Below are 25,510 nucleotides of genomic sequence, written 5' to 3'. Positions count from 1 at the left end.
TTATCCACAGGCGAGAAGCCGCCGGATGAGCTGCGCCTGGAGCGGCACGAGCGCTTCGAGCCCCGCGGCATCGATCCGCGTTGTAGCGTCAGCGATCGCGGGCCGGGAGGATTGCCCGGCCTCGACGGCGCCAAACGTAACCCCAAAGAGCGAGGCGCCGGTGAAGTTCGCCCCGCGGAGGTCAGCGCCCGAGAAATCAGCTCCTTCGACGTCGGCCCGCGCAAAGCTCGCCCCCGCGAGAACAGCGCCCGCAAAATGAGCGTTGCTCAAGTTCGCGTCGTCGAAGATCGCGCCGGCCAGGCGGCACTCTTGGAAGTTCGCATCTCGTAACAGCGCGCCTTGGGCGCGCAGCCCAGAGAGATCGTGCCCGCGTGCATCGATGCTGCGCAAATCGCGCCCTGAGGAATCGCGCGCGGCGAACGCCGCCCGCATTTCCTGCCGCGTCAGTTGCGGCGCCATGTAGCGCTCTTCGCGCCACGGGTCGCCGGTGTTGTGATAGCCGGCTTCGCTTTCCCAATAGCCTGGCTTGTCGATCGCCAGAACTTCGATCGCCCGCAGCCATTTGAGACTTTTGTAGAAATACCGGCTTGGCACCACCACGCGTACCGGTCCGCCGTGCTCGGCCGGCAGCGGCGCACCATCAAATTCCCAAACGATCAGCGTCTCGAGCGCGATCGCATCGGCGAGCGGTAATGAAGTGCTATGGTTGCGGGCGCTGTAGGCCACGAACGACACGAACTTCGCCTCCGGATGCGGGCGCGCGATGTCCAGAAGGCATGCCAGTGTCACGCCGGCAAAACGCATTTCCGGTTTTGACCAGCGCGTCACGCAGTGTATGTCGATCGTGCGTTCGACCCGTGGCAGCGCCCGCAACTGGTCGAGAGACAAATCCAGCGGTGAAGCAACCTCGCCGCCGACGACCACGCGCCAGGGCCCGACAGGCCCCACAGCGGCACGTTCGCCCACGGCGGGCCATTTGCCCGGCGCTGCGAGTTGCTGGCGCGGCGGTAGCCGTCGGTTTGTCGAAGCCATGGTCCGTGTACAAAGAGTGCGAGACGCCGCACAGAAATTCTAACTCGCCGAGCGTCCGCTTGTCTCTTGCACTCTTGGCGCAATGCCGCTCGAGTGGTTTATGATAGGAACGCGTTCTTGCCGTAGATACTGGAGTCATGCACACCTTAGCGTATGCGCCGGAGAGTGAACCGTGGCGGTGTTGCAATTTGGCTGCCCCTTTTGTGGTGCGGTCTCGGAAGTCGACGCCAGCCAGGCGGGTCAGCAAACGATCTGCCCCGCCTGCGACAATGTGCTGCTGGTGCCGCAAGCGCCGGACGACACGGCGACCGGCGTCGAAGAGGTTTCGGTCGAGGAATTGAGGCGGTCGGTTCCGACGGGCAAACGCAAAGGGACGAGAACCAAGCTCTGGCAGACTACCCCGGAAACCGAAGCCGCTGGGAAAAGCTCGGCCATCGACGCCGACTTGCCACAGCCGGCGGCAATGCCGACGACGTCGACGCAGTCGCGATCACCTTCAGGCGCGAACGAGGTGGTCGATCTCTTTTCGCAGGCCGACGCAATCACCCCCGACGATCGTTCGGGGCGGCGGGCCGAACGCGTCCTGCATGACGAACGCGTGCGGCGCCGCGCGATATCCAATGCCGTGATGCTCGTCGGATCAATCGTGATCCTGGTCGCGGCGCTGGGCGTGTTATTGTACTTGTCGAAACGCTGAGAAAACGAGGTCGACAGGCGATTCTGCGCGTCGGCTGGAAAAGCTGCGTGCAGAGCAGCATTTACAGCTCGCGGCCAATCTGGAAGATTTCTGGCGCATCCAGCACGCGGTCATTCGACGCGAACAGGGCCTTGACCGCCGCTTTATGAATTTTCATCTTCGTGCCGCCCACGCCGATCGCGCCGTAATAGATGACGTTTTTGCGATCGACCGCCTTATCGGTCACCTTGACGCCGGCGATACCTAGCGGCGGCACGGCATTGAGATCGATGGCCACGCGCAATTGCCTGGCGCGGTCGATCGCCGCTTGCGGCAGCAGCTCGACGCCAGCGGCGCCGGCGGCCACCACCAGATTCACGCCTTCGAGCGCTATATCCAATTCAGCCGGTGAACTGATGCCCCAGGCGGTCAGTCGCGACGAATCCGTTTTGTCGCGCACGCGGGCTGCCACCTCCGCGGCACGTTCTTGCCGCCTCGAGGCGACGCGTACCGCGGCCCCTTCTTGCGCGAGCAACCATGCCACACGCTGCCCGACAGGCCCGGTAGCGGCCAGCACCAGAGCGTCGGTCGAAGCCAGATCAACATGTTTTGCCGCCGCCAGCACGGCCGCAGCGGCCGTGGTGTTCGCCCCGCCCGAATCCATCATCACCGACGTCCGCAACGGGCCGATGAACGAGGCGACGATCGCGGCCAGCACCTGTTCGCCGCGAGCCACGTCGGAACCACCCACAAAGAGCGCCGTGTGCTTCAGGTCGTCGGGCCCGCGCGTGAAGATTGCGCCATGCACGCGCTGGCGCACATTCTCGGGCGTGATCGCATGGTGACGCAGCAAATGTTCGGCGCCGGCATCGATCGCCACCACCGAGTCAAACACGCTCGGTTGCTCGTCGGTATCGAGCTGGACGAGGATATTAGGCTTGCTCATGGGAGCCTGCTACTGTCGAGCACGGCGCGACGATCATACAACGGCGCTCCAGCGCGCCCCTCTCCCATTGCCGCGAGAGGGGGCGCGGTAGTCCAGTCGCGACAGGCGCAGCGGCCAGCCAGTCCGCTGCGGGTTCGACCGAAGTTAGAAGCCGCGGAACGGATGCTTGGCCGAGTCCTTGTTGGCGACCACTTCGTCGACCGAGGGCTTGCTGGCCAGGGCCGCGGCGATCGCTTGCTTCGTGGCTTCGTAGTTGAACTCGTAGATTTTCTTGTCGTCTTCGGCTTGCGGGTGAATGAACACGCCGCACACGATCACGAGCTGTTCGGCCTGGTTCTTGGGGATGACGTTGGCGGCCACCTGGTCGGCCACGGCCTTGGCCACGGCGGCCTGCGCGGGACCGAACATTTGCACGGCCTGCTTCATGCCCTTGATCGTGACCTTGGTGATCAGCACGGTCGACGGCTTGACGGCGATATTGGGCGTGAGCACGGCCAGCAGGTTCGTGTGCCCTTCGCTTTGCGTGGCCAGCGCGTTGGCGAACGCGGTGCCGACAGGCCCATCCTTCGAGCCGATCAACAGATCGATATGGGCGATTTCATTTCCCTCGCCTACCAGGGCTTCTCCAACGTACATCGACATGGCTGGTTCTCCGTGGAATGCCGTAACTCGCACCGCCAACAACACGTGTGGCTCGACAAACGCGTCACGATAACAAACCCAAACGCGAATGCAACGGGCTGGCAGAGTGCCGGCAAGTGACAGAGGAGTGTGCGCAGATGTGGCGCGCAGAGAAAACAGGCGAACCCAAGGGCCTCTCAGGCGGCGTCTTCGCCTTCCTGGCGGCACTTGGTCATGACGACGCAGTTCCCCTTATCGCGGAACTCGACGCTCGACATGAAGCTGCGCATTAAGAGCACGCCGCGGCCGCAGGGCATTTCCAAGCGATCCGCATCCGTGCAATCGGGAACATTGTCGGGATCGAATCCCGGTCCCTCGTCCTCGATCTGCACCAACAGGCGATCCTTGGTCAATTCGCAGACCACGTGTACCGACTTCGATATATCGCAGCCATTGCCGTGCTTGATGGCGTTGACCAGGGCTTCTTCCAATGCCAGGTGCACGCTAAAGATGTCGCGCTGTCCCCAGTCGTGGGTGGCCAGTTGCCCAAGGATCTCGTCGAGAACCTTTTTTCCGGCTCCGTTATCGCTTGGAATGACCTGCTCGGTCCTCCAATGCCAGCCGTTTGCCGTCATAACGTGGGTAGCCCAGGATGCGTGCGTTGGGCGACACGTGCCAGCAACTCGCAGGCACCCGCCGCGGGGCAAATCCAACCTATGCGTTTTTCCGCAAGTGCCGACTACCCGAAGGCAGCCAGCGCTTCGGCTTCGTCGTCCTTGATCTCGAACAGCTTGTTCAGCTTGGTAATAGCAAACACTTCGTAGATTTCCGGACGAATATTGCTCAGTCGCAGTTTGCCGCCCGAGGCTTTGACCTTCTTTTCCAACGTGATCAACTTGCCGAGCGCCGAGCTGGAAAGGAATCCCACGGCGGCAAAGTTCAACACGATGTTTTTGCGGTGCTCTTCCTCGACCAAGGCAAATAACTCTCGCCCCAACTCCTGGATGTTCGTCTCGTCGACGACTTTACGGTCGGTGAGCCGCACGACCGTTACGTCGCCGACATCCGTGACCTCTAAATGGCGCTGAGCAGCCATTGACTTCTCCTGCACGACAGCAGAGCTGCACGGCAGCCCCGCTGTCTGGCTCGAATTACTGTGAATGATGATTCGGCGGATTTCGTGCATCCGCCCGCCAGCATAGCTTGCCAATCGGCAGCCCTTAACGGCCGCTATTAGAACAGCACGAAGCAGCGACGAAAAGCTCAACCTTTTGACGCAAGCATTTCCAGTAACCAATGTTATGCCGCGGTCGGGGGGTGTCAAGCAGAATGCCTTCACCCCTGCCGCGACGAGCACGCGAGCCAGTCATGAACCGCGATGCCGCAGGCTCTGGCGAGCGCGTCGCCTATCCAGCGGGCCGGGGCATGGCGAGGCTGTGCAGGACAAGGACCGAGCCGGCCGAGATCAGAGCCCAGCCCAACCATTCCGGCGGCCGAAGTGTCTTGCGAGGGCCCGAGGAACTGCCAGCGGGAGCCATCTGCGCGATCGTGGCTCCCTTGGCATTGGGGAACTTCGTTGCCAAGAAACGAGTACTTTCACTCGAGAGAACGAAGGAATCGACCATCCGCATCTGAATGCCGAGCATCAGGACGACCAGCCCGGCCAGAAAATAATGGTTACGATTGAATTCCATCGAACGAATTCCTCTCCCTGGACAGGCACGTGCGTGCGACGGGAACGATAAGCGCGCGTCCCACGGGAATCTATCGAGCCGGCCTGGAGCAAGACTTCAGCGACGTCGCGTGGCGTCTGGCTTGTACCGCTCCTGTCACGCGCGCCACGCGCAACGAGCATGCCAGTCGCAAGGATCGTGTGCCGCGCAGGAATCGGACGGCGCAGGACCCCGCAGCGAAGAACGAATGTTACGCCATCCGGGAGAGCCCGCGGCCCGCGCCACGATCGTTTTGGCCGGATCGGTCGGCAGGTCCCGCACAGACCGAGCGGTCGGCGCGCACGGAGCACCACGATCCTTCACTTGCGGCCGGATTAGCTGCTGCGCAGGTTCCGCAACTGATCGACGAAACGACCGATACCTTGTCGTGTCTGATCGCTGGCCGAGGCGCCGAGCAAATCTTCACGCTTGGCATGAACGATCGCCGCGGCCAGCTCCTTGTGGCGTTCCCAATCGGCCGCCTGGAAGCTCCGCACGTCGACATAAGTATCGTTGAATCCCGAGGAGAGCTTCGGCACGGTTTCCAGTCCCCGGTCGGTGCGCAGCACATGATAGCGCTGTCCGAAGAAAACCAGCGCTCCGCCGACGATGATCCCGAGCAGGAACGTACTCAACTGGCGAAACATGCGAACTCCATCACAGGTGAAGCCGGTCCCAAAACGCCGGCGAAATCTAGCCGGAACTGTCAAATGCCGGCAAGGCGACTCTGGCCAAGCAGCTCGTTCCTGCGTTAGCCTTTGGTACACCCTAGGTCAATTTGACGGCCGGCGGCGCCACTGCTAGCGTGACCCCTCGCCGATGCGGCAAGATCTCGGATTCCACGGCGAAGTACCAGTTGAGAGGGGCATGCCGATCATGACGTGGCTGTTGATTGTTCTGGCTGCCGGGCCATTTGCCCTTAAAGCCGCATCCCTTGTTTGGCTAGGGCAAAACTACATCGCGCAATCCGCCTACAAGGTCCTGCAATTCGTCGCACCCGTCGGTTGGCGGTGGGGCGTGGATGGGCGACGTGGGCTGGCGTGTCTATGGCCCGTCGACGAACCACGCCCTGGCGCCGGCGTATGGACGGCCGCCGTGGCCGTTGCCCTGGTTGCCGTCGCGATCGCAGCGGCGGGGCTGCCTCCCTTGGCCGCGTATCTCGGCATCGAAGCTGGCGATTTGCGCCAAGACATGGATGCGCGGTTCAGCATCACTCCCTGGCGCGCGGTGGCCGTCGTGGTTTTTCTCACCACGTTGAATTCCGCCTTGGAGGAGCTGCACTTTCGTGCGTGGCTCGACCCTGAATTGTCGCGCCGCTTCGGCAATGCCGTGGGAATACTCGGCAGCGCCGCGGCGTTCGCGGCGATGCATTTGTTCATCTTCGCCAATATGCGAGGCGTCACGCTCGCCGCATTTGCCCTTGTATTCGTCGCGCTAACGGTCGTGGCCGCGGCCTGGAGCCTGCTGGCCCGCCAGCCGGGAGGTATTCATGCCGCCTGGCTCTCGCACGCCCTGACGGACGCAGGCCTGCTGACGTGGGGACTTGTCTGGCTGGGGTATTTCTGAGGGCAACCGATCGCGGACAGGATGACGATAATAGGCCTGGTGGCAGGCCCGTCGGGCGGGGTGGTCGTCAGATCGCCTACCTGGGATGCTCGCGAACAGGTATCTTTTTGGACAGGGAGGGCGGTCGTCCGCCAAGGGGCGTCGCCAAGGGACGGGTAACGCATTGTGACGATTTCGGCCGGCGGCGCGTCAAAGCCTCCGGACGGCATGCACGTGGCGCGGCAGAGGGGCGCGGAGTTGACCGCGACGTGTCGTTTGTGTTCCTGATTGTCGACCGGATCTTCTGATTTTCAAGAACCAGCATCGCGCGGGCGAGCCTTCGCGCGGGGCAACAACCCTGAGGATTGTCCGACCGTGGCCAAACCGATGCCCAAGCCGATGATCATGCCGCGCGAGTTCCTGCACATGTGCCGGCGCCGGCGGAAAGCCACGAAGATTGTCGATACGACGGGCGTCGAGATGACCGGTGGCAGCCTGCTCTTGCGCACGCTGATCTTTCGCCGCTTGCTCTTGCGCAACGTGCTCGGAGCCGATGAAAAATTCGTCGGCATCCTGGTTCCTCCTTCGGCGGGAGCGGTGTTGGCCAATATTGCGTTACCGCTGTGCGGGCGAATTCCCGTGAATTTGAACTACACGGTCTCGTCCGACGTGATGAACTCGTGCATTCGCCAGGCCGAGATCAAGCACGTGCTGACGAGCCGCAAGGTACTCGAGCGATTCAATCTCGATATCCATGCCGATCTCGTCTATCTGGAAGACTTCAAAGATAAGGTCACGACCGTCGACAAACTGATCGCGGCGTTTCAGGCGTTCGTATGCCCGATGCCGATCCTGGAACGGATCTTGGGCGTGGACAAGATCAAGGACGACGACCTGCTGACCGTGATCTTTACCTCGGGATCGACCGGCGAACCGAAGGGGGTGATGCTCACGCAGCGTAATGTCGCTTCGAACGTGGAATGCGTCGATTACTTGTTGCAATTGAACCCCGATGATTGCGTGGCGGGCATCCTGCCTTTCTTTCATTCCACCGGCTTCACGACCACGCTGTGGACCGCGCTGTCGCTGGATCCCAAGGGGGCTTATCACACCAGCCCGCTCGAGGCGCGGCAGGTGGGCGAGATGTGCCGCAAGCACAAGGTTTCGATCCTGGTGTCGGCGCCGACGTTCTTGCGAAATTATTTGCGTCGCTGCCCGCCTGAGGATTTCGCCGGCGTCGAAATGGTACTGACAGGAGCCGAGAAGCTGCCCATCGAACTCTCCGAGGCCTTTGAAAAAAAGTTCGGCGTCCGCCCGGGCGAAGGGTACGGCACGACCGAGTTGTCGCCGATCGTGGCCTTTCACGTCCCAAAGACACGTGCCACCAGCCCCGAACAATTGACGTGCAAAGAGGGCACCGTGGGGCGCCCCATTCCCGGCGTCCAAGTAAAGGCCGTCAATCCCGAGACGGGCAAAGACCTCGGGCCGAATGAAGAGGGAGTACTTTGGTTCAAGGGCCCGAATGTCATGAAGGGCTATTTGAACCGCCCCGACCTGACGGCCAAGGTCATCAAAGACGGCTGGTACAACTCGGGCGACGTCGGGCTAGTGACCTCGAATGGCTGCATCCAGATTACAGGGCGGCAAAGCCGATTTTCGAAAATTGGCGGCGAAATGGTGCCGCACATCAAGGTCGAAGAAACGATCCAGGCCGTCACCGAGGCCGACCCCGATGAGTTGACCTTCGCGGTCACGGGTGTGCCCGATCCGACTCGCGGCGAGCGGTTGGTCGTGCTGTATACGGACTTGCCGCGCCCGATCGATGAAATCTGTCGCGACCTGGCGGCGAAGGGATTGCCGAATATCTGGATTCCTTCGCAGGACAGCTTCTGCAAAGTCGAAACGATCCCGGTCCTGGGTACCGGCAAGCTCGATCTGCGCGGACTAAAAGAGCTGGCGCTCGAGCGATTCGGCGGCGAAGCGGCCGGCGCGCGATCGTAAGCGGTTCTCGTTGGCCGACGGATTAGCCACCGAGCACACAGAGGTCGCCGAGAAGGATCGCGTGTGTGGCACCCGGGACTCGTTTAGCCGTGCGCCCCTCGGTGGCGAACTTCTTCTCTTCTGAGAAGCGATTACTGCCCGCGCACGCGCATCGGCACCGCGTAGAACGAAGTCCGTGCGGTGATGTAGAGCGTCTTGCGATCCGGGCCGCCGAACTTCAGGTTCGCGGGGCCCTCGGGCACGGCGATGGTTTCCAGCTTCTCGCCCCCTGGCGCGTAGACCGTGATCCCGCCGCCGGTCAGGTAGATGTTTCCTTGCTCGTCACGCGCGAGGCCATCGGACCCCTGCCCGGCGAACAACTTCTTATCAGTTAGCGAACCGTCAGCCTGAATCATGTAGAGGTACGTCTTGCTGCCGCCGGCGTCGGCGACGAACAACTGCTTGCCATCGGCCGACCCGAGGACGCCGTTCGGCTTCACCATGTCGGTAATCACGGCCGTCAGCTTCTTGCGATCGGGCGTTAAATAAAAGACGTAAAAGCCGGGCAACTCCAGACCTTCCATGTTGCCGTAGCGCGGGTCGCTGAAATACACCCCTCCCTGCGGATCGATCCACAGGTCGTTGGGGCTATTCAGCTTCTTGCCCTCGTAGCTGTCGGCCAGGACGGTCACTTCGCCGGCGGGCGAGATCGACGTCAGCCGCCGCGCGCCGCCTTCGCATGCCAACAGATTTCCTTGCTTGTCGAAGCACAAGCCGTTCGCTCCGCCCGAGTTTTCGCGGAAGGTGGAAAGCTGACCATCGTTTCCCCACCGCATAATGCGGTTATTGGGTATGTCCGAAAAATAAATGTTCCCATCGCGATCGGCGGCCGGCCCTTCGGTAAAGGCAAAATCCCCGGCGAGCTTCTTTACTTCGCCGCCGGGGGCGATGAGCGATTCCGCGGCATTTGCCAGTGCGGCGCTCACGACGATGATGGCAAAGAGCAGATAGATCTTCATTCAAAGCTCCTGAAATTGCTCGATTCTTCCTGCACGATTTTGCCATCCGCGGGCCGCAGCACAAGCGCCGCCGCGCCAGGATATTCCGTCACCAGTTCCAGACCTTGGCCCGGCCCAAGCACGGCCACGGCCTTCGTCAGGCTGTCGGCCGTGATGCCGTCGCGCGCCACGACGATCACCAGGCTGCGATCCGTCAGCCCCAGCCCCGTGCGCGGGTCGAGGATGTGCGAGTAGCGTTTACCCTCCAGCTCGACATACTGCCAGGCGTCGCCCGAGGTCGTCACGGCGCAATTTGCCAGCGACAGGAAACGGCTCGGCGGGCCGTTCTTGGCTTCCAGCGGTGCCACGCCGATCCGCCATCCCCGTTCGCCGGGCGGGGGATCACTGACCAGGATATCGCCGCTACCGTCGACCAGGGCGCGGGTGATGCCATGTTGGCGCAAGACGATCATCGCCTCGTCGATTGCGTAGCCGACCGCGATGCCGCCCAAATCCAACCGCATGCCCGGCCGCAGCAATTCGACCGCGCGGTCTTCGGCTGTGAGTTTGACGTAACGATAGCCGACGGCCTGCCGTGCATCTTTCATGCGAGCCGCGGGGGGCATTTCCTTCTCGCGCCGCGCTCGGCGCCACAGCTTCACGTAGGGCCCGACCGTCACGTCGAAGGCGCCGTCCGATCGCTCGGCAAGCTGCTGCGCGGCGACCAGGACAAACCACAGGTCGTCGCTGACCTTGACGGCGCGACCCTGCCCGGCCGTGTCGCTCAAACGCGACAATTCGCTGGCCGGGTCGTAGTCGCTCATCACGCCATTGAGCTGGTGAATCCGGTCGAAAGCTGCTGCGGCGGCTCGATTTGCGGCCGTCTGGTCGGCTGCATACAATAGCAGCTTGAATTGCATCCCCATCTCGACTTGTGCAAACTCGTAACGCCCAAGTGGAGAGGTGTCCGCGGCCCGCAGGGGAGCGATTCCCGGCCGCCCGGCGACGGTACACAGCGATACCAGTGGCAGTGCCAACAGTCGCAGCACGGAGCCGGGTTTGGACCATCCCCCCTGCATGTATTTCCCTGCCGATGCCCTGGTTGATGTGCTGACATCGCTACAAAATCGTTCCGGCCATCGTGACCGCGGAACGAGTATCGCCGCACGACAAGTGACCGGCGAGAGTTCTTGAACCTTTGGAAATTATAGTCTCGATGATGATGACGCACCGATTGTTGATCCTTCTGCGAAGCGTGCGCCTGTTGGCCGCAATCCTTCTATGGGCAGCCGCGGTTCCGATTTCTCGGCTCCCGGCGGCCGAAGGCAAAGCGGCCACGCCGAATCCCGACGCCGAAGCCAAGGCCGAAGCGGAGATGAAACCTTACACCGAGCAAATCCCCGGCACGCCTGTCAAGTTCGACATGGTGCCGATTCCCGGGGGCAAGTTCGTGATGGGAAGCCCCGCCGGCGAAGCCGAGCGCAAGGAGGACGAAGGGCCGCAGCACGAGGTCGAGATCGCCCCGTTCTGGATGGGAAAGTGCGAGGTCACGTGGAACGAGTACGAACTGTTCATGTTCAGTCTCGACATTCAACGGCGCAAAGTCGAAGGGCGCGAGCCGACCGAGTTCGACAAGCTGGCAGACGCCGTCACCCGACCGACGAAGCCGTACACGGACATGACCTTCGGCATGGGTAAGGAAGGTTACCCGGTGATTTGCATGACGCAGCTCGCGGCCAAGAAATACTGCGAGTGGCTGTCGGCCAAGACCGGGCACTATTACCGCTTGCCCACCGAAGCCGAATGGGAATACGCCTGCCGGGCAGGCACGAAGACCGCCTATTCGTTTGGCGACAGCCCCGACGACCTGAACGACTACGCCTGGTACTACGACAACAGCAACGAAGCATATCACCCGGTGGGCAAGAAAAAGCCCAATCCCTGGGGATTGCACGACATGCACGGCAACGTGGCTGAATGGTGCGTCGACCAGTACGCGCCGGACGCCTACACGAAGGCGACGGGCGCCAACCCGCTTGTCGTGGCGACAAAGGTCGAGCCGCGCAGCGTGCGCGGGGGGTCGTGGGATGACGATCCGGCGGCGCTGCGCAGTGCCGCCCGACGCGGTTCGAGTAAGGAATGGAAGCAGCAGGATCCTCAAATTCCGCAGAGCATCTGGTATTATACGGATGCCTTGTTTCTGGGGTTCCGCGTGGTTCGCCCGCTGAATGAACCCTCGGCCGAGGAGAAAATCAAATTCTCGGCCGATGCTTCGCAGCAGTAATTCAATGGCACGCGCTCGCCGATGGCGAGGCGGCCAAACGCAACCTTTAATAATTTCACAACACCAGACCCGCCCTTGTTTGAGGAGAGCAGGATTATGTCAGAGCATGCCCCAGCCAACGATCCGCAGAATGCTTCTCGTCGTTCGTTCTTGAAAAGCTCGACCGTGGCAGTCGTGGGGGGCAGTCTGGCAGCCACTCTCGGTCCGGCTCGTTACGCACATGCCGCCGGCGATGACACGATCAAGATCGGCCTGGTCGGCTGCGGTGGCCGCGGCACCGGCGCTGCCAGCCAGGCGCTGCGCACGAAGGGGAACGTCAAGCTCGTTGCCATGGGGGACGCCTTCAAGGATCGGCTCGACGGCAGCCATCAGAGCTTGATGAAGGAAGGCGAAATTGCCAGCCGGATCGACGTGCCTGAGGAACGCCGCTTCGTCGGATTCGACGCCTATCAGAAAGTGCTCGCCGCGGGAATCGACCTGGTGATCCTGGCCACGCCGCCGGGCTTCCGCCCCGTCCACTTCCAGGCCGCCGTGGATGCCGGCAAGCACGTCTTCATGGAAAAACCAGTCGCCGTCGACGGACCGGGTGTGCGGGCCGTGCTGACCGCCGCGCAGAGTGCCCGTCAAAAAGGTTTGGGTGTTGGCGTCGGCCTGCAGCGCCATCATGAAGCGTCGTACATCGAAACGATCAAGCGTCTGCAAGACGGGGCGATCGGCGACATCCTGGCCACACGTGTGTACTGGAACGGCGCCGGCGTGTGGGTCCATCCGCGCACCGAGAATCAGTCCGACATGGAATACCAGATGCGCAACTGGTATTACTTCAACTGGCTGTGCGGTGACCATATCGTCGAGCAGCACATCCACAACCTGGACGTGGTCAACTGGTTGAAGCGCGGCTACCCGGTCCGTGCTCAAGGCATGGGCGGTCGGCAGGTGCGCACGGGCAAGGATTTCGGCGAAATCTTCGACCATCACGCGGTCGAGTTCGAGTATGCCGATGGATCGCGGATGTTCAGCTATTGCCGCCATATCCCCAATTGCTGGGACAGTGTCACCGAACACGCCATCGGCACGCATGGCACATCGGATATCAGCGCAGGGCGGATCAAGATCAAGGGTTGGGACGATTGGCGCTTCCGCGGCGAGAAGAAGAATCCGTACCAGGTCGAGCACGACGACCTGTTCGCCAGCATCCGCGCGGGCTATCCGCTGAACGAAGCCGAAAACGGTGCCCTGTCGAGCATGACGGCAATTCTCGGCCGCATGGCGACCTACTCGGGCAAGATGATTACCTGGGAGCAGGCGCTCGGTTCGGATATCAACCTCGCACCGAAGGAATACGCCTGGACCGCCTCGCCGCCGACGCCGGTCGTGGCCACGCCGGGCGTAACGCAGGTCGTGTAGAAGAGCGTTTGCTCAATCAAGGATGCATTTCAACGCGAGGCGCCCCAGTGGCGCCTCGCTTTTTTGTGCGCGCCACAAGCCTCAGCCCCTCGTAGGGACGACGCCCGACAAGGCTTCCGCGCACTTACGCGGACGCGAACTAATCGACAAATCCGGTCTCGAAATCAGGCCACTCCGGCCGGTAAAATGGGACCTGGAGCCGAGGACGTTCGCAACCGCCGGCCTATCGAACGGCTGCGCGAATTCTACGAGGGCATGCTCACGCCCGGCCCCAAGCGCCGCGACATCACCGTCGCCTCGAGCGGACGCTCTACCGCATCGCCGCCGAGCAACTGCGGCTCGACGAGATGTGAGCTGCGGGCCTTTGGCCCGACAGAAACACGATCGTCACTTCGTCCGTGCCGTCCCGTTATCGGCGACCCCGTTTCGCTCGGCCCTTTACCTGCCGCGCTGTTTCGACGGAACGCGAAGTGCTTTTTTCGCGTTGAATAATTCCACTAATTGAATAATTTGGGTGCCGATCCGCGCCAAGTAAACGCTCGCGCCCCGCTCAACTGAACAACTTCCAAATAACGACACCCAGCCCCAGCGCGATGCACCAGTAGCCGAACGGGTCGAGCAGTCCTTCGCGCAACAGCCGCAGCAAGAGACGTAGCGACACCAGGCCGACAACGAATGAGATCACGGCCCCCAAGACCAACACGCCGGGCGAGGGAAGGTCCTCGGCTCCCTTGATCAAGAGCTTGGCAAAGGCCACGGTCACCGCGCCGCCGATGGCGGGAATGGCGAGCAGGAAGGAAAACGTGGCGGCCGCGTCGCGACGCATTCCGGCCGCCAGACCTCCGGCGATCGTGGTACCGCTGCGCGAGATGCCCGGCAGCGGCGCGAACGCCTGGCAGCAGCCGATAAAGAGTGCTTGCTTGTAGCTCAGGTTCTCGTACTCGACGTCCCCCTGCTTCTTGCGGTCGATGTAAAACAGCAATAATCCGTTCAGGGGCAGAAGGCAGCCGGTCAGCAGTGGGTTGACCAGATAATCTTCGAAAAGCTCTTCGAGCACCAAACCGGTGACGGCCGCCGGAATGGTTCCCACGATCAACAGCCCGATGACACGCCAGTCCTTGGTGAGCAAACGCAGGATCTGCTCCCTGTAGACGATCAGGATCGCGGCCAGCGTACCCAAGTGCAGGATGATCGTGACGATGATGCTTTGCTTCGAAAGCGGCACCGAGGAAAACCGCTCGACGAGCTGATCGGCGACCACCAGGTGGCCGTCGGAGCTGATCGGCAGGAACTCGGTGATTCCCTGCACGATGCCCAGGATGATGATGCGAAGGTATTCCATGCGCAGGTGCTCGCAAGTATTGAAAAGTAAGCGCTGAAACGTAGCACAGCCACGCCCTTCGTCCGGCGTGCCATGGACAGGTTGATAGCGTCTGATGGCCCTGAGACGTGGGCCGGCGAATCGTCAAATATAGCTCAATCCCACACGTCGGCTGCGGAAAACAAATCCGCGTCGTTCCCGCGATGCACAGGATGCTGGCGGCGCGCCACCGCGGTTGAAGAAACGCCGCAATTTGCCATAATGCCGTTTTGGTCAACAGTGCAGCGAATCGAGGTACCGGAGGAGCGGATGTTCAAGAATCTGAGCCCCAAGGCCCTGGGCCTTTCGGGGAGTCAGAGTGAGTTGATCGAGTCGGCCCTGTCATTCGGATTTCGCGGGCTCGGTCTGGATGTGATGGAGTATGTCGCGCAGGTCAAATCGCACGGTGCGGCACACGCCCGGCGATTGCTGGATAGCGCCAAGTTGCAAGTCGGCGAATTCGAACTGCCGACGCGCTGGCAAGGCGACGAAACGACTTTTCGCGCGGATCTGGCCCAATTGAACGAATGGGCCACGGTCGCGGCCGAAGGGGGCTTCCGTCGGGCCCTCAGCTGGCTCGAGCCCGCCAACGACGAGCAGCCCTTTCACCAGCGGTTTGAGACCATCCGTAAACGGCTCGCCGAGCTGGCGAAGGCGCTCGAACCGCACGGCATGCGCCTGGGTGTCGGCCTGATCACTGCTCCCGAAGCGCGGCAAGGCAAAGCCTTTGAATTCATTCACACGACCGATGCGCTGTTGCTACTGCTTTCCAGCGTACCGGCCAAGAACGTCGGCGCGATCGTCGATCTGTGGGACTTACACGTCACCGGCAGCTCGCTCGAGGCACTCAAGAAATTGGGCGGCGAGCGACTGATCGCGGCGCGGCTTGCCGATGCGCCGGCCGACGTCCCCGCCGGCGAGCTCAAGGCCAGCCAGCGTATGCTTCCCGGCGAGGGGGGCGCACTGGATTCGTCGGCGGCGCTGGTGGCCCTTGCCGAAATGGGATTCGACGGTCCCGTAACGCCGGCAGCCCATCCCGATCAATTGAAAGGGTTGCGACGCGAGGCAAGCATCAAGCGTGCTGGGCAAGCCCTCGATAAAGTCTGGAAAGCCGCGGGCCTGTCACCGGCAGGCAAGTTGGCGTCGCAGCCCGCGAGGCGTTAGCTATCGCGGGGACGCTTTGCAAGAGCGCCGTCTTGGTGAATGTTGTGACTCGTGTGGTTGATGTGATCGCGACTCAGCAGGCGCGGCGCCATGTTTCACTTCGATCGCGGTCTGAAGCTTACGCGGGCTGACCTGGCGGTCGACTTCCGGCGCCGCCAGCCGCGCGGCTTTATTTCGCACGCGCATCGTGATCACATGGCGCGGCACGAGTTTGCCTTGTGTACACCACACACGGCACGGCTCTATCACGCGCGGATGGGCCGCCGGCCGGTGCTGGAGATGCCCTACCGCCAAACGATCTCTTGGGGCGGGCTGCAGCTCACGACCTATCCGGCGGGACATTGCCTGGGATCGGCCATGTTGCTGGCCGACGACGGCGAGCAACGCTTGCTGTACACGGGCGACTTCAAGCTGGCGGAATCGGCCACCGCCGAACGTGCCGAGTTGCCGCGGGCCGACCTCCTGGTCATCGAGTCGACCTACGGCAACCCTGCACACCGTCATCTGCCTCGTGCCGAGGCGATCGAGCGCCTCGTGGATCTGATTCGTGAGACGCTTTCGCGCGGCCTGACGCCTGTCGTGCAGGCTTACTCGCTTGGCAAGGCACAAGAAGTGACGGCCATTCTTGCGATGGCCGGCATCGCAGTGCAGCAGCACCAGGAGATCTACGAAATCAGCCTGGTCTATCGCGATTGCGGCGTCGAGTTGGGGGCGATCGAACTGTATCGCGGCAAGCCGCGCGACGATTGCGTCGTGATCGTGCCCCCGCAACGACACTCGCGCGCCGATCTGGGGAGAATCCGAAATCCCGTCACGTTCGCAGTCACCGGCTGGGCCATGCACTCCACGCGACGGTTGGGCGTCGATCATGCCATTCCGCTCTCGGATCATGCCGACTACGACGAACTGCTGTCGGCCATTGAGCAAGTCGCGCCGCGCGTCGTCTATTGCACGCATGGCCCCGAAAGCTTTGTCGATTGCCTACGCCGGGCTGGGCATCGGGCCTATCCGCTCGACGGTAAGCACTGTCCTGGCTCCCGGGCGCTGGCCATAGCCTCGGCCGTGCAGCTGCGACTTTTCTAATCCGGCGCGATGTCGATTATCTGCGCCGTAGCACCGAGGGGGCGCGGCAGCCTACGATTCATTCTTGCCAAAAAATCTCACACGGGCATTGACGGCGTTCATTTGAACGCTATCATAGCGTTCAAATGTAAGCGTGATGCGGAGGAGTATTTCGTGGCCAAGCGACCACCGGTAGCCAAGTCGGAACTAGAGATTGCCCGCGTCGTCTGGGAATTGCGCCAGGCGAGCGTCCGCCAGGTGCTTGAGGCACTCCCGGCGGATCGCGGGCTCGATTTCAAGACGGTCCAGACATACTTGCGCCGGCTGGAGGCGAAAGGATACGTCAAGACGATTCGCGTCGGTCGTAGCAATGTCTATCGGCCAACCGTTCAGCCCGGGCGCGTCATCGGCGAGGTCGTGGACGACATGCTCAATCGGCTGTTCGACGGCGAAGTCCTCCCACTCTTTCAACACATGGTCAACGATCGTGGACTGACCACCGACGAGATTGAAGAACTACGCAAACTATTGGACCAGTTGGAAAGAGGCTCGCCATGAACCGCTATCTCGACGATTTCGCGCAGCTGGCGTGGGTTCAACTTTGGCAAGTGGCCGTCGTTGCGACCCTGGTCGCGGTTTCAGTGAGGCTGTGGTGCCGTCGAAGACCTCGGTTGGCCTACGCCTTGTGGATGCTCGTTCTTTTCAAGGCGCTCGTGCCGCCAGTCTGGAGCAGTCCGACGAGTCTCTTCAGCTGGGCACTAGTTAATTCGAAATCGACATCCCTCGCCACCGAAGTCGTTCCCCAGGACGCCTCAGCACCCTCAGCATCCATCGCGCCGGTGAGCGAACAATTTGCACAGCAGCGGCACGACAGCGGGCCCGCCGCCGGCGAACTTCGCCATCCAACGATTAAGTGGCCGCGTGCAGGCGTTATCGGGTTTTACGTTTGGGCTGGCGGCCTCGCGCTCGGTGTGGTTTACGTTGCCGGTAAACATTTCGTTGCCTCGATCTTGATCCGGCGCTCGAGCCTTCCGGTCGACGAACGGCACAGGGTCGCGATCATCGAGCTGTCGCGTCGGCTGGGGATAGGTCGGCGCGTCAGGCTCGCCGTCACATCCCGGCCGATCGGTCCCGCGGTATTCGGGCTGTTGCGACCTACGATCCTGCTGCCCGAATCGCTTTTGTCCGGTATGGCTGACGAACACGCCGAACTCGTTCTGGCACACGAGCTAGTCCACGTTCGCAGACGCGATGAATTGGCAAGCAAGATGCAACTCGCCGCACAGCTGATCTGGTGGTTTAACCCATTGATCTGGTGGGTGAATCAAAATATGAGCCGCGCCCGCGAGCACTGTTGCGACGAAGAGGTCATCGCCGGCATCGGTTGTAAGCCGGTTGTGTATGCGCGGGCGTTGTTGAACGTTCTCGAGCAGCGAGGAAGATTGCGGTCGCTTGTCGCCTTGCCCGGAGTACGACCCTTGGAAGTCAATTCACAAAGATTGGAGGCCATCATGCGGTACGTAAGCGCCGACCGACGTCGAGCCAACCACTTCGCGCGTGCGGTTTTCATGGCAGGCCTTCTGCTGTTTGTCCCGGGGACAGGGTTGACCATCACTGCGAACCTGCACGCCCAGGACAAACAGGAGGGGGCGTCGTTAAACACTAGTCCTGATGCGAAGTCCGATCAGCCAATTGATGGCACGTGGAAGATCGTCCAGTGTGAGTTCTCGGGCGGAGTCGACGCAGGCATCGTGGGCACGGTACACACAATTCAAGATGGCAAATGGCTGCGCCCAGGTCGCCGGACGGGCGAATATCGGCTGACGATGGATCTCAGCAAAAGCCCGATATGGGTCGATCTATCGGCCGATCGCCTTGGCGATGAGACCTTGAAGGGAATCTGTTCACTCGAAGGGGACAAGCTCACTATCTGCTACGCCTATGACCCGAAACTTCCACGGCCGTCGGAATTCAAAACGACGCCAAACGCCAAGGGCTACTTGTACGTGCTGGAACGCACAAACGGAGTGGGCGTGAAAACTGCGACCGCAGATAACGCATCGACCGCGGCCGCCAAGCTTTCGCCCGAGCTCGAGAAGCTGCAAGGCAAATGGAAGATCATCGACTGTGAATTCTCGGGCCACGACGAGTCGCAAGCGGCCGGCACCATCGATGCGATTAGCGGCGACAAATGGCTTCGGCCCAATCGACGGACGGCCGCTTATCAATTGAAACTCGAAGTCAGCAAGAAACCGATGTGGGTCGATCTGGGGGCGGACCGGCTAGGCGACAAAACCCTGAAAGGAATCATCTCGCTGGAAGGTGACAAGCTGAAAATCTGCTACAGCTACAACCCAGATCTGCCGCGCCCCACGGAGTTCAAGACCGTTGCGGGCACGCCAGCTTATATCTATGTGCTTGAACGGGTCACGAAGTAGCCGCGATCGTCAGCACAAGGTCGCCTACGAAGTGAAACTCGTTCCCTCGGTTGGCTTGAGAATGTGGTAGTCTCCCGCGGCAGGGATTATGCTGCCAGAGTGTCGGCGGCGCGCGTTCGCGCGCCTCGAGCAGCCTGGAGGGGAATTGCCATGAAACCGCGCTCGCTATCCGCCGTCCGCATCCTGTTCGGTTTTGTTGCGCTGGTTCTCACACTGGTGGCCACATCGCCGGCCGCTGATCCGCAGGCGAATGGACCCGACGTGGAAAACGTCGCCTATGGTCCGCACCAGCGGAACGTCCTCGATTTATGGAAAGCGAAATCGGAGAAACCAACGCCGCTGGTGGTCTTCATCCACGGCGGTGGATTCGTCAATGGCGACAAAGGTCAGGTGCGTAATCGCCCCGTGATCCGCCAGTGTCTGGATGCCGGCGTTTCTTTCGCGTCGATCAACTATCGTTTCCGTGAACATGCCGCGATTCAGGATATCTTGCGGGATGCGGCGCGCGCGATTCAGTATCTCCGCGCGCACGCCAAGGAGTACAACATCGATCCCGCGCGGATCGCTGCCTTTGGCGGGTCAGCCGGAGCGGGCACGAGCTTGTGGCTGGCGTTTCATGACGACCTGGCCGATCCCAAGGCAACCGATCCCGTTCTGCGACAGTCGTCGCGCTTGACTGCGGCCGGTTCGCTCGAGGGGCAGGCTTCCTACGATTTACGCGACTGGAAACAAATCGTCGGCGATTCGCCCTTTGCGCGTGGCGCGGCGGAGTGGGTCCAATTTTATCGATTCGCCTCTGCGGCAGATGTAGATACGCCCGAGGCTGATCGAGTGATGCGCGACTGCAGCATGGTCAACCTGATCACGAAAGACGACGTGCCCGTGGCGCTGGCATGCTCGTTTCCGGACGAGGAGCCTAAGGACCGCGGCGCATACCTGCATCATCCGAAACATTCGACGGCGATCGCCGATCGGTGCAAGCAGAACGGCATCGATTGCCTGTTGTTGCTGGACGGGAGTAGCGGCCGCGCGGCACGCGAAGAACAGGGCACGAAGGTCGTGGCGTTCTTGATCGACAAGCTCAAAGCCGGCTGAAGCGATCGTCTCTTCAGGCCTTCAACGGGTATTGCGGCACGATCGGACGGGGCGTCAAAGTCCGTCGTGAGGTCGCGGCGACCCTCGCCAGAGGATGATGGGTTTGGCGCGCACGCGGCGTGCAAAACTGGTACAATCTTGTCGGTGGTGCGGCCAAACTACGGAAGGTGAGGTCCGGTTTTCGCTCTCACGCTCGCGACAAGGCAGTTTCCTCTCCCGCGAGCCCCTTCGCAAAGGAATCGTCCGATGGATGACGCGGCGCTCAAAGTTCTCGCGATATTTCGCCGCTATCGGGTCGGGCCGGGGCAAATGCTCTTCATCCACAACTTGGACTCGGGCTTAAATGCTGCCATGACGCGGCTGATGGATGATGGCCTCGTGACGAGCGCGGGCCCCAAGAATGCGTTTTGCCTGACGGCCTCAGGCTATGCGGCGGTCCGGGCGGTCTAGGAAGTTTCTGTGGAAACGCGGCCGCGAGAGCTTCGAGGAGCATGCATGCCCGGCAAATTCAAAGATGAAGGGGTTCGCAATCCTAAAACAACGAAGCCAGGTCGTATTCGCGTCGGCCGCAGCCGCGTGGGGCGCGGCGTCTTCGCCGAGCGGTGGTTCGCCCAGTACGAGGTCATCGGCGAGGTGCATGGTGAGGTCATCGAAGATCGCGAACACGAATCTCGCTACTGCATGGATCTGGGCGATCATCGCTCCTTGGAACCGATCACGCCATTTCGCTATATGAATCACAGCTGCGAACCCAATTGTGAGTTGCACTGGTTCGACGTTGAGGGAGTGCGCGGAGGGCGCCAAAGGCGCTTATACGTCATCGCCATCGCACGCATCGCCGACGGATCGGAACTGACGATCGACTACGGCTGGCCCGCCGCGTGGGCGATCCCCTGCCGGTGCGGAGCCGAGGATTGCCGGCGCTGGATCGTCGCCGCCGCAGAACTCGATCGAGTAGAAACTTCCACCGAGCGCGCCTCGACCAACGGCGACGGCTAGAGTTTCGTCGGTGTGCGACCTCCACCGCGCCGCGCGCAAAAGAGGCCGGCTTCTCGCCGGCCTCTTTTGCGAACATCGATGCTTTTCGGGTACTTCTTTGGGGTTTGGTCTAGTAGCGACCGCCGCGGCCACCGCCGTAGCCGCCGCCACCGCCGCCACCGCGGCGTCCACCGCCCCCGCCGCCGCCACGATCTTCGCGCGGTTTAGCTTCGTTCACCGTCAGCGGACGTCCTTCATGCTCCTGCTCGTGCAGGCCGCGAATGGCTGCCTGTGCCTCGGCATCGCTGCTCATTTCGACAAAGCCGAAGCCTTTGCTGCGCCCTGTCTCGCGATCTTCGATCACCTGCGCGCTTTGCACCTGCCCGAACTGCGAGAACAGTGTCTCCAGGTCGGAGCTTTTGACACCGTAGCTCAGATTACCGACATACAGTTTCTTTCCCACCGCTCATCTCCTGAATGCGTTCCGTCCGGAATGCAATTGCGTTTGCCAAGCGAGCCCCGATGACTGCTTGAGTTCGACATTCCGAGACCAATCACCATGCGCCGGCTCTACAAAAATCTTTCCGAGCTGACAAAGAAAGGGGTCGCAAAAGACCGGACCCAGCAGGCAGGAAGGCGAGAGGGGGTTGTCCGCTCTGGATTAAGTCTTGGATAAGACGGAGCAGTCAATTCCTGTTCGGCGGACCGACCGGCTCCGTTAGTATACCCGTCCACAATGGGGATAACAGCCCCTGATCCAAGTAATACGTTTAGCAGCGGACACGGATTCGTACCGACGATGAGGTCGATTTGACCGGCAGGCCCTGTTTGATACCATGACGCGGCCGAGACAGGAGGCCTTTCAGCCTGTTGGCTGATGCCCGGCAAGGTGGCTGCTCCCGGTGACGATTTATGCGTTGCCGGTGTGGCTCTGCACCACTGGCTCCTGATTCACCCAGCCCGGTGCTTCATCCCTCGGCGGAGACCGACGTGCCCACAACGGAACCGATCGTGCCTCATGAGGCCTTCTGCCTGGATCGCGTGATCGCGGACCAGGAGGCGATTCGCCGCGTCAACCCGCAGCGGTTCGAGATGGAGCAGCTCACCGCGGTGGTCCACGATGACGAGGCCACGCAAACGGTCGTTGGCTACAAGGATTTGACGGCCAACGAATTCTGGTGCCGCGGCCATTTTCCGGCACATCCTGTGACACCGGGCGTTCTGATTTGCGAGGCGGCCGCACAGCTTTGCAGTTACCACGCCCAAAGTCGCAATCTCACCGATGGCCGGGTGCTGGGATTTGGAGGGCTTGACCAGGTACGTTTTCGCGAGACGGTGGCCGTTCCGTCACGGCTCGTGATCATGGCCAAGGTCTTGAAAATCCGCCGTGGCGTTATGATCGTCTATCGCTTCCAATGCTTCGTCGAGCAAAGGCTCGTCTGCGACGGCGAACTGCGCGGCATTGGCCTGCCCTCCCTCTAATGTCAGACGCCGCTGGGCCGCACGATCGGGGCGCGCGGCTCACGGAATCGATCCGTAGATCCCTGCTGCGGACCGTAAATCCTACGGAATCGTCAGGTTCGGCCGGTCGCTCTTGCCAATTTGGGTGTTAGATACGTATTGAAATAGAATAATGGAAGGGGCGGACTGAGGGTGATTTCTAGCCGGCGTGTCGGGTTCTATCCCATGCGGCTGCCACGAATCTGTTGTTGCTGGTTTCTGGTTGCCGCGATTCTCTCGGCGACATGCGCCGTAGCGGCGCCTCCCAAGCCCAAGCTCTCGAAGGAAGGCGTTGACTTCTTCGAGAAGAAGATCCGCCCGGTCCTCGTTCACAATTGCTACGAGTGCCATTCCGGCGATGCTGCCAAGGCGAAGGGACACTTGCTGCTCGATTCGGCCGAGGGAATGCACCGAGGTGGTGACTCCGGCGCCGTCGTCATGCCAGGTAGCGCCGACGACAGTCTGCTCGTGCAGGCCATCCGCTACGAAGGGCTCGAGATGCCGCCGAAGGGGCAACTCGACGAAGCGACGATTCAGGACATCGTCGACTGGATCAATAGCGGCGCACCTGATCCGCGCGTCGGCAAAGCGGCCAAGCCGCGCAACAAGATCGACCTGGCCGAGGCACGAAAATACTGGGCCTTCAAGCAGCCCAAGTTGACGCCGCCGCCGGAAGTGAACGATTCGCGCTGGCCGCACACGAACATCGATCGTTTCGTGCGCGCGGCGCAAGAAAGAGAGCATCTCACGCCAGCGCGTGATGCCGATCGCCTGACGCTCATCCGCCGCGTGACCTTCGATCTTACCGGTTTGCCACCCACACCCGACGAAGTCGACGCCTTCCTCAAGGACGAATCAAGCGGAGCGTTTGCCACGGTTGTCGATCGCTTGTTGGCTTCGCCGCGTTTTGGTGAACGCTGGGCCCGGCATTGGCTCGACGTTGCGCACTATGCCGAGTCAACCGGCAAGGACCGCAATGTTCCGTATCGCTACGCCTGGCGTTATCGCGACTACGTCATAGACGCCTTCAACGCCGACAAGCCGTACGACCGGTTCGTCATGGAACAGATCGCCGGCGACCTTTTGCCGGCCCGCGGCGCCGAGCAGAAGAACGAGCACCTGGTCGCCACTGGCTTTTTGGCCATCGGCCCGAAGGGGGTCAACACGCGCAACGAAGAGCAGTTCGCCATGGACGTGATCGACGACCAGATCGACGTCGTCGGCCGCGCGATGCTGGGTATGACGATCGCCTGCGCCCGCTGTCACGATCACAAGTTCGATCCAATTCCCACGACCGATTACTACGCGTTGGCGGGCATCTTTCGCAGCACCGAGACGCTGTCCGGCACGGAAGCCGGGAAGAAAGCCGCACTCGATGGACGACTGATCGCCCTGGCCGACACGCCGCGCAGCCTCAAGCCATCGCCCGAGGCGCTCAAGGATGAACAAAAACGTCAGCGGGAAATTGCTCGCTTGGAAGGCGAAATCGACCAGATTCACAAGTCGGCCCGCCAGGCTGCCAGGGCCTCATTGCCGAAAGGCAAAGCCAAGGGCAAGGGCATGAACATGGCCAAAGCCCAGGCGCGCAACATGCGAGTCGATAACCAGGCGGTGCGCGACAAGGTCAAGGAGCTGCGCGACCAGATCGAAAAGCTCGAAGGCCAAAAAACACCGACCAGCAACCTGGCAATGGGCGTCGTCGAGTCGAAATCGCCAGTGAATTGCCAGGTGCTGGTGCGCGGCGAAATCAAGGATAAAGGCGCCGAGGTGCCGCGCGGGGTGCTCACCGTGTTGAAAACGCCCGCGACGAATCACCTCAATCCACGCCGTAGCGGCCGGCTGGAATTGGCGCAATGGATCGCGAGCAAGACCAACCCGCTCACGGCTCGGGTCATGGTCAATCGAGTGTGGTCACACCTGTTCGGGCAAGGATTGGTCGAATCCGTCGATAATTTCGGCGTTCTCGGCAACGAGCCAAGCAATCCCGAACTGCTCGACGCCCTGGCGTTTCAGTTCATGAGCGAAGGCTGGAGCGTCAAGAAACTGATCCGCTCGATCGTGCTGAGCCATACGTATCAGTTGAGCAGCGACTACGACGCGGCCAACCACGACCACGACCCGGCGAATATTTACTTATGGCGCGTCGACCGGCGCCGTCTGGACGCCGAAGAAATTCGCGACGCCATCCTGATGGCCAGCGGCCAGCTAGACCTCGAGCGGCCGACGGGTTCGGTCGTCATGGATCTCGATAATGGACCGGTGCGCGGCCGCGAATTGCAAGAAGTCCACAAGGCGACTAACGTCCGCAGCGTCTATTTGCCGATCGTCCGCGGTAATTTGCCCGATTTCATGCAAGTGTTCGACGCCGCCGATCCCAGCCTGATCGTCGGCAAGCGCGACGTGACCACCGTGCCGACCCAGGCGCTGTTTCTGATGAACAACCCGTTTGTGCTACGGCAATCCGAGGAGATGGCCAAACGCATTTTGAAGGACAAGGATCGTGACCAGGCGACGCGGATCGACATGGCTTATCGCTTGGCGCTATCGCGGCTCGCCACGAAGGAAGAACACGCGGCGGTGGCCAAGTATCTAAACGGCTATCGGCAGAAGCTCTTCGACAGCGGTCACAAAAATCCGCAACAGGCTGCCTGGACCAGCCTCTGCCAGACGTTGTTCGAGTCGGGCGAGTTCCGTTACGTGTATTGAATAAGG

At 61.5% G+C, this 25,510-nt stretch carries 25 protein-coding genes; 14 read left to right on the top strand and 11 right to left on the bottom strand.

What is annotated here, in order from left to right:
• Window positions 1-1,032: a molybdopterin-dependent oxidoreductase gene (locus VHD36_01925; protein HVU86048.1), complete on the bottom strand. Its 1,032-nt coding sequence runs from the start codon at window positions 1,030-1,032 to the stop codon at window positions 1-3.
• Window positions 1,033-1,204: 172 nt separating this feature from the next.
• Between VHD36_01925 and VHD36_01920 the strand changes: the two genes are divergently transcribed.
• Window positions 1,205-1,729: a hypothetical protein gene (locus tag VHD36_01920; GenBank protein HVU86047.1), complete on the top strand. Its 525-nt coding sequence runs from the start codon at window positions 1,205-1,207 to the stop codon at window positions 1,727-1,729.
• 61 nt (window positions 1,730-1,790) lie between these two features.
• Here the strand turns inward: VHD36_01920 and VHD36_01915 are convergent, their stop codons facing one another.
• The 6 genes from VHD36_01915 to VHD36_01890 form a co-directional block, all read right to left on the bottom strand.
• Entirely contained in the window at window positions 1,791-2,654 is an 864-nt protein-coding gene (locus VHD36_01915; GenBank protein HVU86046.1) for a methylene-tetrahydromethanopterin dehydrogenase N-terminal domain-containing protein, read from the bottom strand.
• Between the two features lie 144 nt (window positions 2,655-2,798).
• Window positions 2,799-3,296 carry a formaldehyde-activating enzyme gene (gene fae / locus VHD36_01910; GenBank protein HVU86045.1) on the bottom strand — a complete coding sequence of 166 codons (498 nt, stop codon included), beginning with the start codon at window positions 3,294-3,296 and terminating at the stop codon, window positions 2,799-2,801.
• A gap of 176 nt (window positions 3,297-3,472) precedes the next feature.
• Window positions 3,473-3,910 (bottom strand): ATP-binding protein, encoded by a 438-nt coding sequence (locus VHD36_01905; GenBank protein ID HVU86044.1) that lies wholly within the window; start codon window positions 3,908-3,910, stop codon window positions 3,473-3,475.
• Window positions 3,911-4,014: 104 nt separating this feature from the next.
• On the bottom strand, window positions 4,015-4,371 hold the full coding sequence (locus VHD36_01900; protein HVU86043.1) for an STAS domain-containing protein: 357 nt from the start codon (window positions 4,369-4,371) through the stop codon (window positions 4,015-4,017).
• A 310-nt stretch (window positions 4,372-4,681) separates the two neighbouring features.
• A complete protein-coding gene (locus tag VHD36_01895) occupies window positions 4,682-4,969 on the bottom strand; it encodes a hypothetical protein (protein ID HVU86042.1) in 288 nt (95 codons plus the stop codon).
• A gap of 353 nt (window positions 4,970-5,322) precedes the next feature.
• Entirely contained in the window at window positions 5,323-5,634 is a 312-nt protein-coding gene (locus tag VHD36_01890) for a hypothetical protein (protein HVU86041.1), read from the bottom strand.
• Between the two features lie 220 nt (window positions 5,635-5,854).
• On the opposite strand from VHD36_01890, the gene VHD36_01885 reads away from it, so the two are divergent.
• Window positions 5,855-6,553, top strand: a complete 699-nt coding sequence (locus VHD36_01885) for a CPBP family intramembrane glutamic endopeptidase (protein HVU86040.1) — start codon at window positions 5,855-5,857, stop codon at window positions 6,551-6,553.
• 354 nt (window positions 6,554-6,907) lie between these two features.
• Window positions 6,908-8,533, top strand: a complete 1,626-nt coding sequence (locus tag VHD36_01880; GenBank protein ID HVU86039.1) for an AMP-binding protein — start codon at window positions 6,908-6,910, stop codon at window positions 8,531-8,533.
• Between the two features lie 131 nt (window positions 8,534-8,664).
• Here VHD36_01880 and VHD36_01875 read toward each other — a convergent pair whose 3' ends face one another.
• Window positions 8,665-9,531: an SMP-30/gluconolactonase/LRE family protein gene (locus VHD36_01875; protein HVU86038.1), complete on the bottom strand. Its 867-nt coding sequence runs from the start codon at window positions 9,529-9,531 to the stop codon at window positions 8,665-8,667.
• Entirely contained in the window at window positions 9,528-10,559 is a 1,032-nt protein-coding gene (locus tag VHD36_01870) for an FAD:protein FMN transferase (GenBank protein HVU86037.1), read from the bottom strand. The genes VHD36_01875 and VHD36_01870 overlap by 4 nt, the downstream gene beginning before the upstream one ends.
• Before the next feature lie 167 nt (window positions 10,560-10,726).
• Between VHD36_01870 and VHD36_01865 the strand changes: the two genes are divergently transcribed.
• Both VHD36_01865 and VHD36_01860 read left to right on the top strand, forming a co-directional pair.
• Entirely contained in the window at window positions 10,727-11,794 is a 1,068-nt protein-coding gene (locus VHD36_01865) for an SUMF1/EgtB/PvdO family nonheme iron enzyme (protein ID HVU86036.1), read from the top strand.
• A 96-nt stretch (window positions 11,795-11,890) separates the two neighbouring features.
• On the top strand, window positions 11,891-13,201 hold the full coding sequence (locus tag VHD36_01860; protein HVU86035.1) for a Gfo/Idh/MocA family oxidoreductase: 1,311 nt from the start codon (window positions 11,891-11,893) through the stop codon (window positions 13,199-13,201).
• Between the two features lie 550 nt (window positions 13,202-13,751).
• Here the strand turns inward: VHD36_01860 and VHD36_01855 are convergent.
• Window positions 13,752-14,543 (bottom strand): undecaprenyl-diphosphate phosphatase, encoded by a 792-nt coding sequence (locus VHD36_01855; protein HVU86034.1) that lies wholly within the window; start codon window positions 14,541-14,543, stop codon window positions 13,752-13,754.
• Between the two features lie 288 nt (window positions 14,544-14,831).
• Between VHD36_01855 and VHD36_01850 the strand changes: the two genes are divergently transcribed.
• From VHD36_01850 to VHD36_01820, 7 genes are all read left to right on the top strand, one after another.
• Window positions 14,832-15,725 (top strand): sugar phosphate isomerase/epimerase, encoded by an 894-nt coding sequence (locus tag VHD36_01850; GenBank protein HVU86033.1) that lies wholly within the window; start codon window positions 14,832-14,834, stop codon window positions 15,723-15,725.
• A 90-nt stretch (window positions 15,726-15,815) separates the two neighbouring features.
• A complete protein-coding gene (locus VHD36_01845) occupies window positions 15,816-16,808 on the top strand; it encodes an MBL fold metallo-hydrolase RNA specificity domain-containing protein (protein HVU86032.1) in 993 nt (330 codons plus the stop codon).
• Between the two features lie 153 nt (window positions 16,809-16,961).
• Complete coding sequence (locus VHD36_01840; GenBank protein ID HVU86031.1) at window positions 16,962-17,345, top strand: BlaI/MecI/CopY family transcriptional regulator; 384 nt, start codon at window positions 16,962-16,964, stop codon at window positions 17,343-17,345.
• Entirely contained in the window at window positions 17,342-19,225 is a 1,884-nt protein-coding gene (locus VHD36_01835) for a M56 family metallopeptidase (GenBank protein ID HVU86030.1), read from the top strand. Before VHD36_01840 ends, VHD36_01835 begins: the two co-directional genes overlap by 4 nt.
• Before the next feature lie 150 nt (window positions 19,226-19,375).
• On the top strand, window positions 19,376-20,320 hold the full coding sequence (locus tag VHD36_01830; protein ID HVU86029.1) for an alpha/beta hydrolase: 945 nt from the start codon (window positions 19,376-19,378) through the stop codon (window positions 20,318-20,320).
• Between the two features lie 246 nt (window positions 20,321-20,566).
• Entirely contained in the window at window positions 20,567-20,770 is a 204-nt protein-coding gene (locus VHD36_01825; protein ID HVU86028.1) for a hypothetical protein, read from the top strand.
• A 45-nt stretch (window positions 20,771-20,815) separates the two neighbouring features.
• On the top strand, window positions 20,816-21,319 hold the full coding sequence (locus tag VHD36_01820) for an SET domain-containing protein (protein HVU86027.1): 504 nt from the start codon (window positions 20,816-20,818) through the stop codon (window positions 21,317-21,319).
• Window positions 21,320-21,428: 109 nt separating this feature from the next.
• On the opposite strand, the gene VHD36_01815 is transcribed toward VHD36_01820, so the two are convergent.
• A complete protein-coding gene (locus tag VHD36_01815) occupies window positions 21,429-21,761 on the bottom strand; it encodes an RNA-binding protein (protein HVU86026.1) in 333 nt (110 codons plus the stop codon).
• 527 nt (window positions 21,762-22,288) lie between these two features.
• On the opposite strand from VHD36_01815, the gene VHD36_01810 reads away from it, so the two are divergent.
• Window positions 22,289-22,780, top strand: coding sequence for a 3-hydroxyacyl-ACP dehydratase FabZ family protein (locus VHD36_01810; GenBank protein HVU86025.1), 492 nt, complete (start codon window positions 22,289-22,291; stop codon window positions 22,778-22,780).
• Window positions 22,781-22,984: 204 nt separating this feature from the next.
• A complete protein-coding gene (locus VHD36_01805; GenBank protein HVU86024.1) occupies window positions 22,985-25,504 on the top strand; it encodes a DUF1553 domain-containing protein in 2,520 nt (839 codons plus the stop codon).
• Window positions 25,505-25,510 lie beyond the last annotated feature (6 nt).

Source organism: Pirellulales bacterium (genome assembly GCA_035546535.1).
In the GTDB taxonomy this organism is placed as follows: domain Bacteria; phylum Planctomycetota; class Planctomycetia; order Pirellulales; family JACPPG01; genus JACPPG01.
Note: the sequence above shows the minus strand (reverse complement) of the source record. Positions and strands in the feature narration are given on the sequence as shown.

Coding starts and splice junctions, on each gene's coding strand:
- VHD36_01820 (HVU86027.1), top strand. CDS start 20,816: ATGCCCGGCAAATTCAAAGATGAAGGGGTTCGCAATCCTAAAACAACG.
- VHD36_01885 (HVU86040.1), top strand. CDS start 5,855: ATGCCGATCATGACGTGGCTGTTGATTGTTCTGGCTGCCGGGCCATTT.
- VHD36_01915 (HVU86046.1), bottom strand. CDS start 2,654: ATGAGCAAGCCTAATATCCTCGTCCAGCTCGATACCGACGAGCAACCG.
- VHD36_01845 (HVU86032.1), top strand. CDS start 15,816: ATGTTTCACTTCGATCGCGGTCTGAAGCTTACGCGGGCTGACCTGGCG.
- VHD36_01825 (HVU86028.1), top strand. CDS start 20,567: ATGGATGACGCGGCGCTCAAAGTTCTCGCGATATTTCGCCGCTATCGG.
- fae (HVU86045.1), bottom strand. CDS start 3,296: ATGTCGATGTACGTTGGAGAAGCCCTGGTAGGCGAGGGAAATGAAATC.
- VHD36_01890 (HVU86041.1), bottom strand. CDS start 5,634: ATGTTTCGCCAGTTGAGTACGTTCCTGCTCGGGATCATCGTCGGCGGA.
- VHD36_01830 (HVU86029.1), top strand. CDS start 19,376: ATGAAACCGCGCTCGCTATCCGCCGTCCGCATCCTGTTCGGTTTTGTT.
- VHD36_01835 (HVU86030.1), top strand. CDS start 17,342: ATGAACCGCTATCTCGACGATTTCGCGCAGCTGGCGTGGGTTCAACTT.
- VHD36_01900 (HVU86043.1), bottom strand. CDS start 4,371: ATGGCTGCTCAGCGCCATTTAGAGGTCACGGATGTCGGCGACGTAACG.
- VHD36_01860 (HVU86035.1), top strand. CDS start 11,891: ATGTCAGAGCATGCCCCAGCCAACGATCCGCAGAATGCTTCTCGTCGT.
- VHD36_01855 (HVU86034.1), bottom strand. CDS start 14,543: ATGGAATACCTTCGCATCATCATCCTGGGCATCGTGCAGGGAATCACC.
- VHD36_01865 (HVU86036.1), top strand. CDS start 10,727: ATGATGATGACGCACCGATTGTTGATCCTTCTGCGAAGCGTGCGCCTG.
- VHD36_01905 (HVU86044.1), bottom strand. CDS start 3,910: ATGACGGCAAACGGCTGGCATTGGAGGACCGAGCAGGTCATTCCAAGC.
- VHD36_01805 (HVU86024.1), top strand. CDS start 22,985: ATGCGGCTGCCACGAATCTGTTGTTGCTGGTTTCTGGTTGCCGCGATT.
- VHD36_01875 (HVU86038.1), bottom strand. CDS start 9,531: ATGAAGATCTATCTGCTCTTTGCCATCATCGTCGTGAGCGCCGCACTG.
- VHD36_01895 (HVU86042.1), bottom strand. CDS start 4,969: ATGGAATTCAATCGTAACCATTATTTTCTGGCCGGGCTGGTCGTCCTG.
- VHD36_01850 (HVU86033.1), top strand. CDS start 14,832: ATGTTCAAGAATCTGAGCCCCAAGGCCCTGGGCCTTTCGGGGAGTCAG.
- VHD36_01925 (HVU86048.1), bottom strand. CDS start 1,032: ATGGCTTCGACAAACCGACGGCTACCGCCGCGCCAGCAACTCGCAGCG.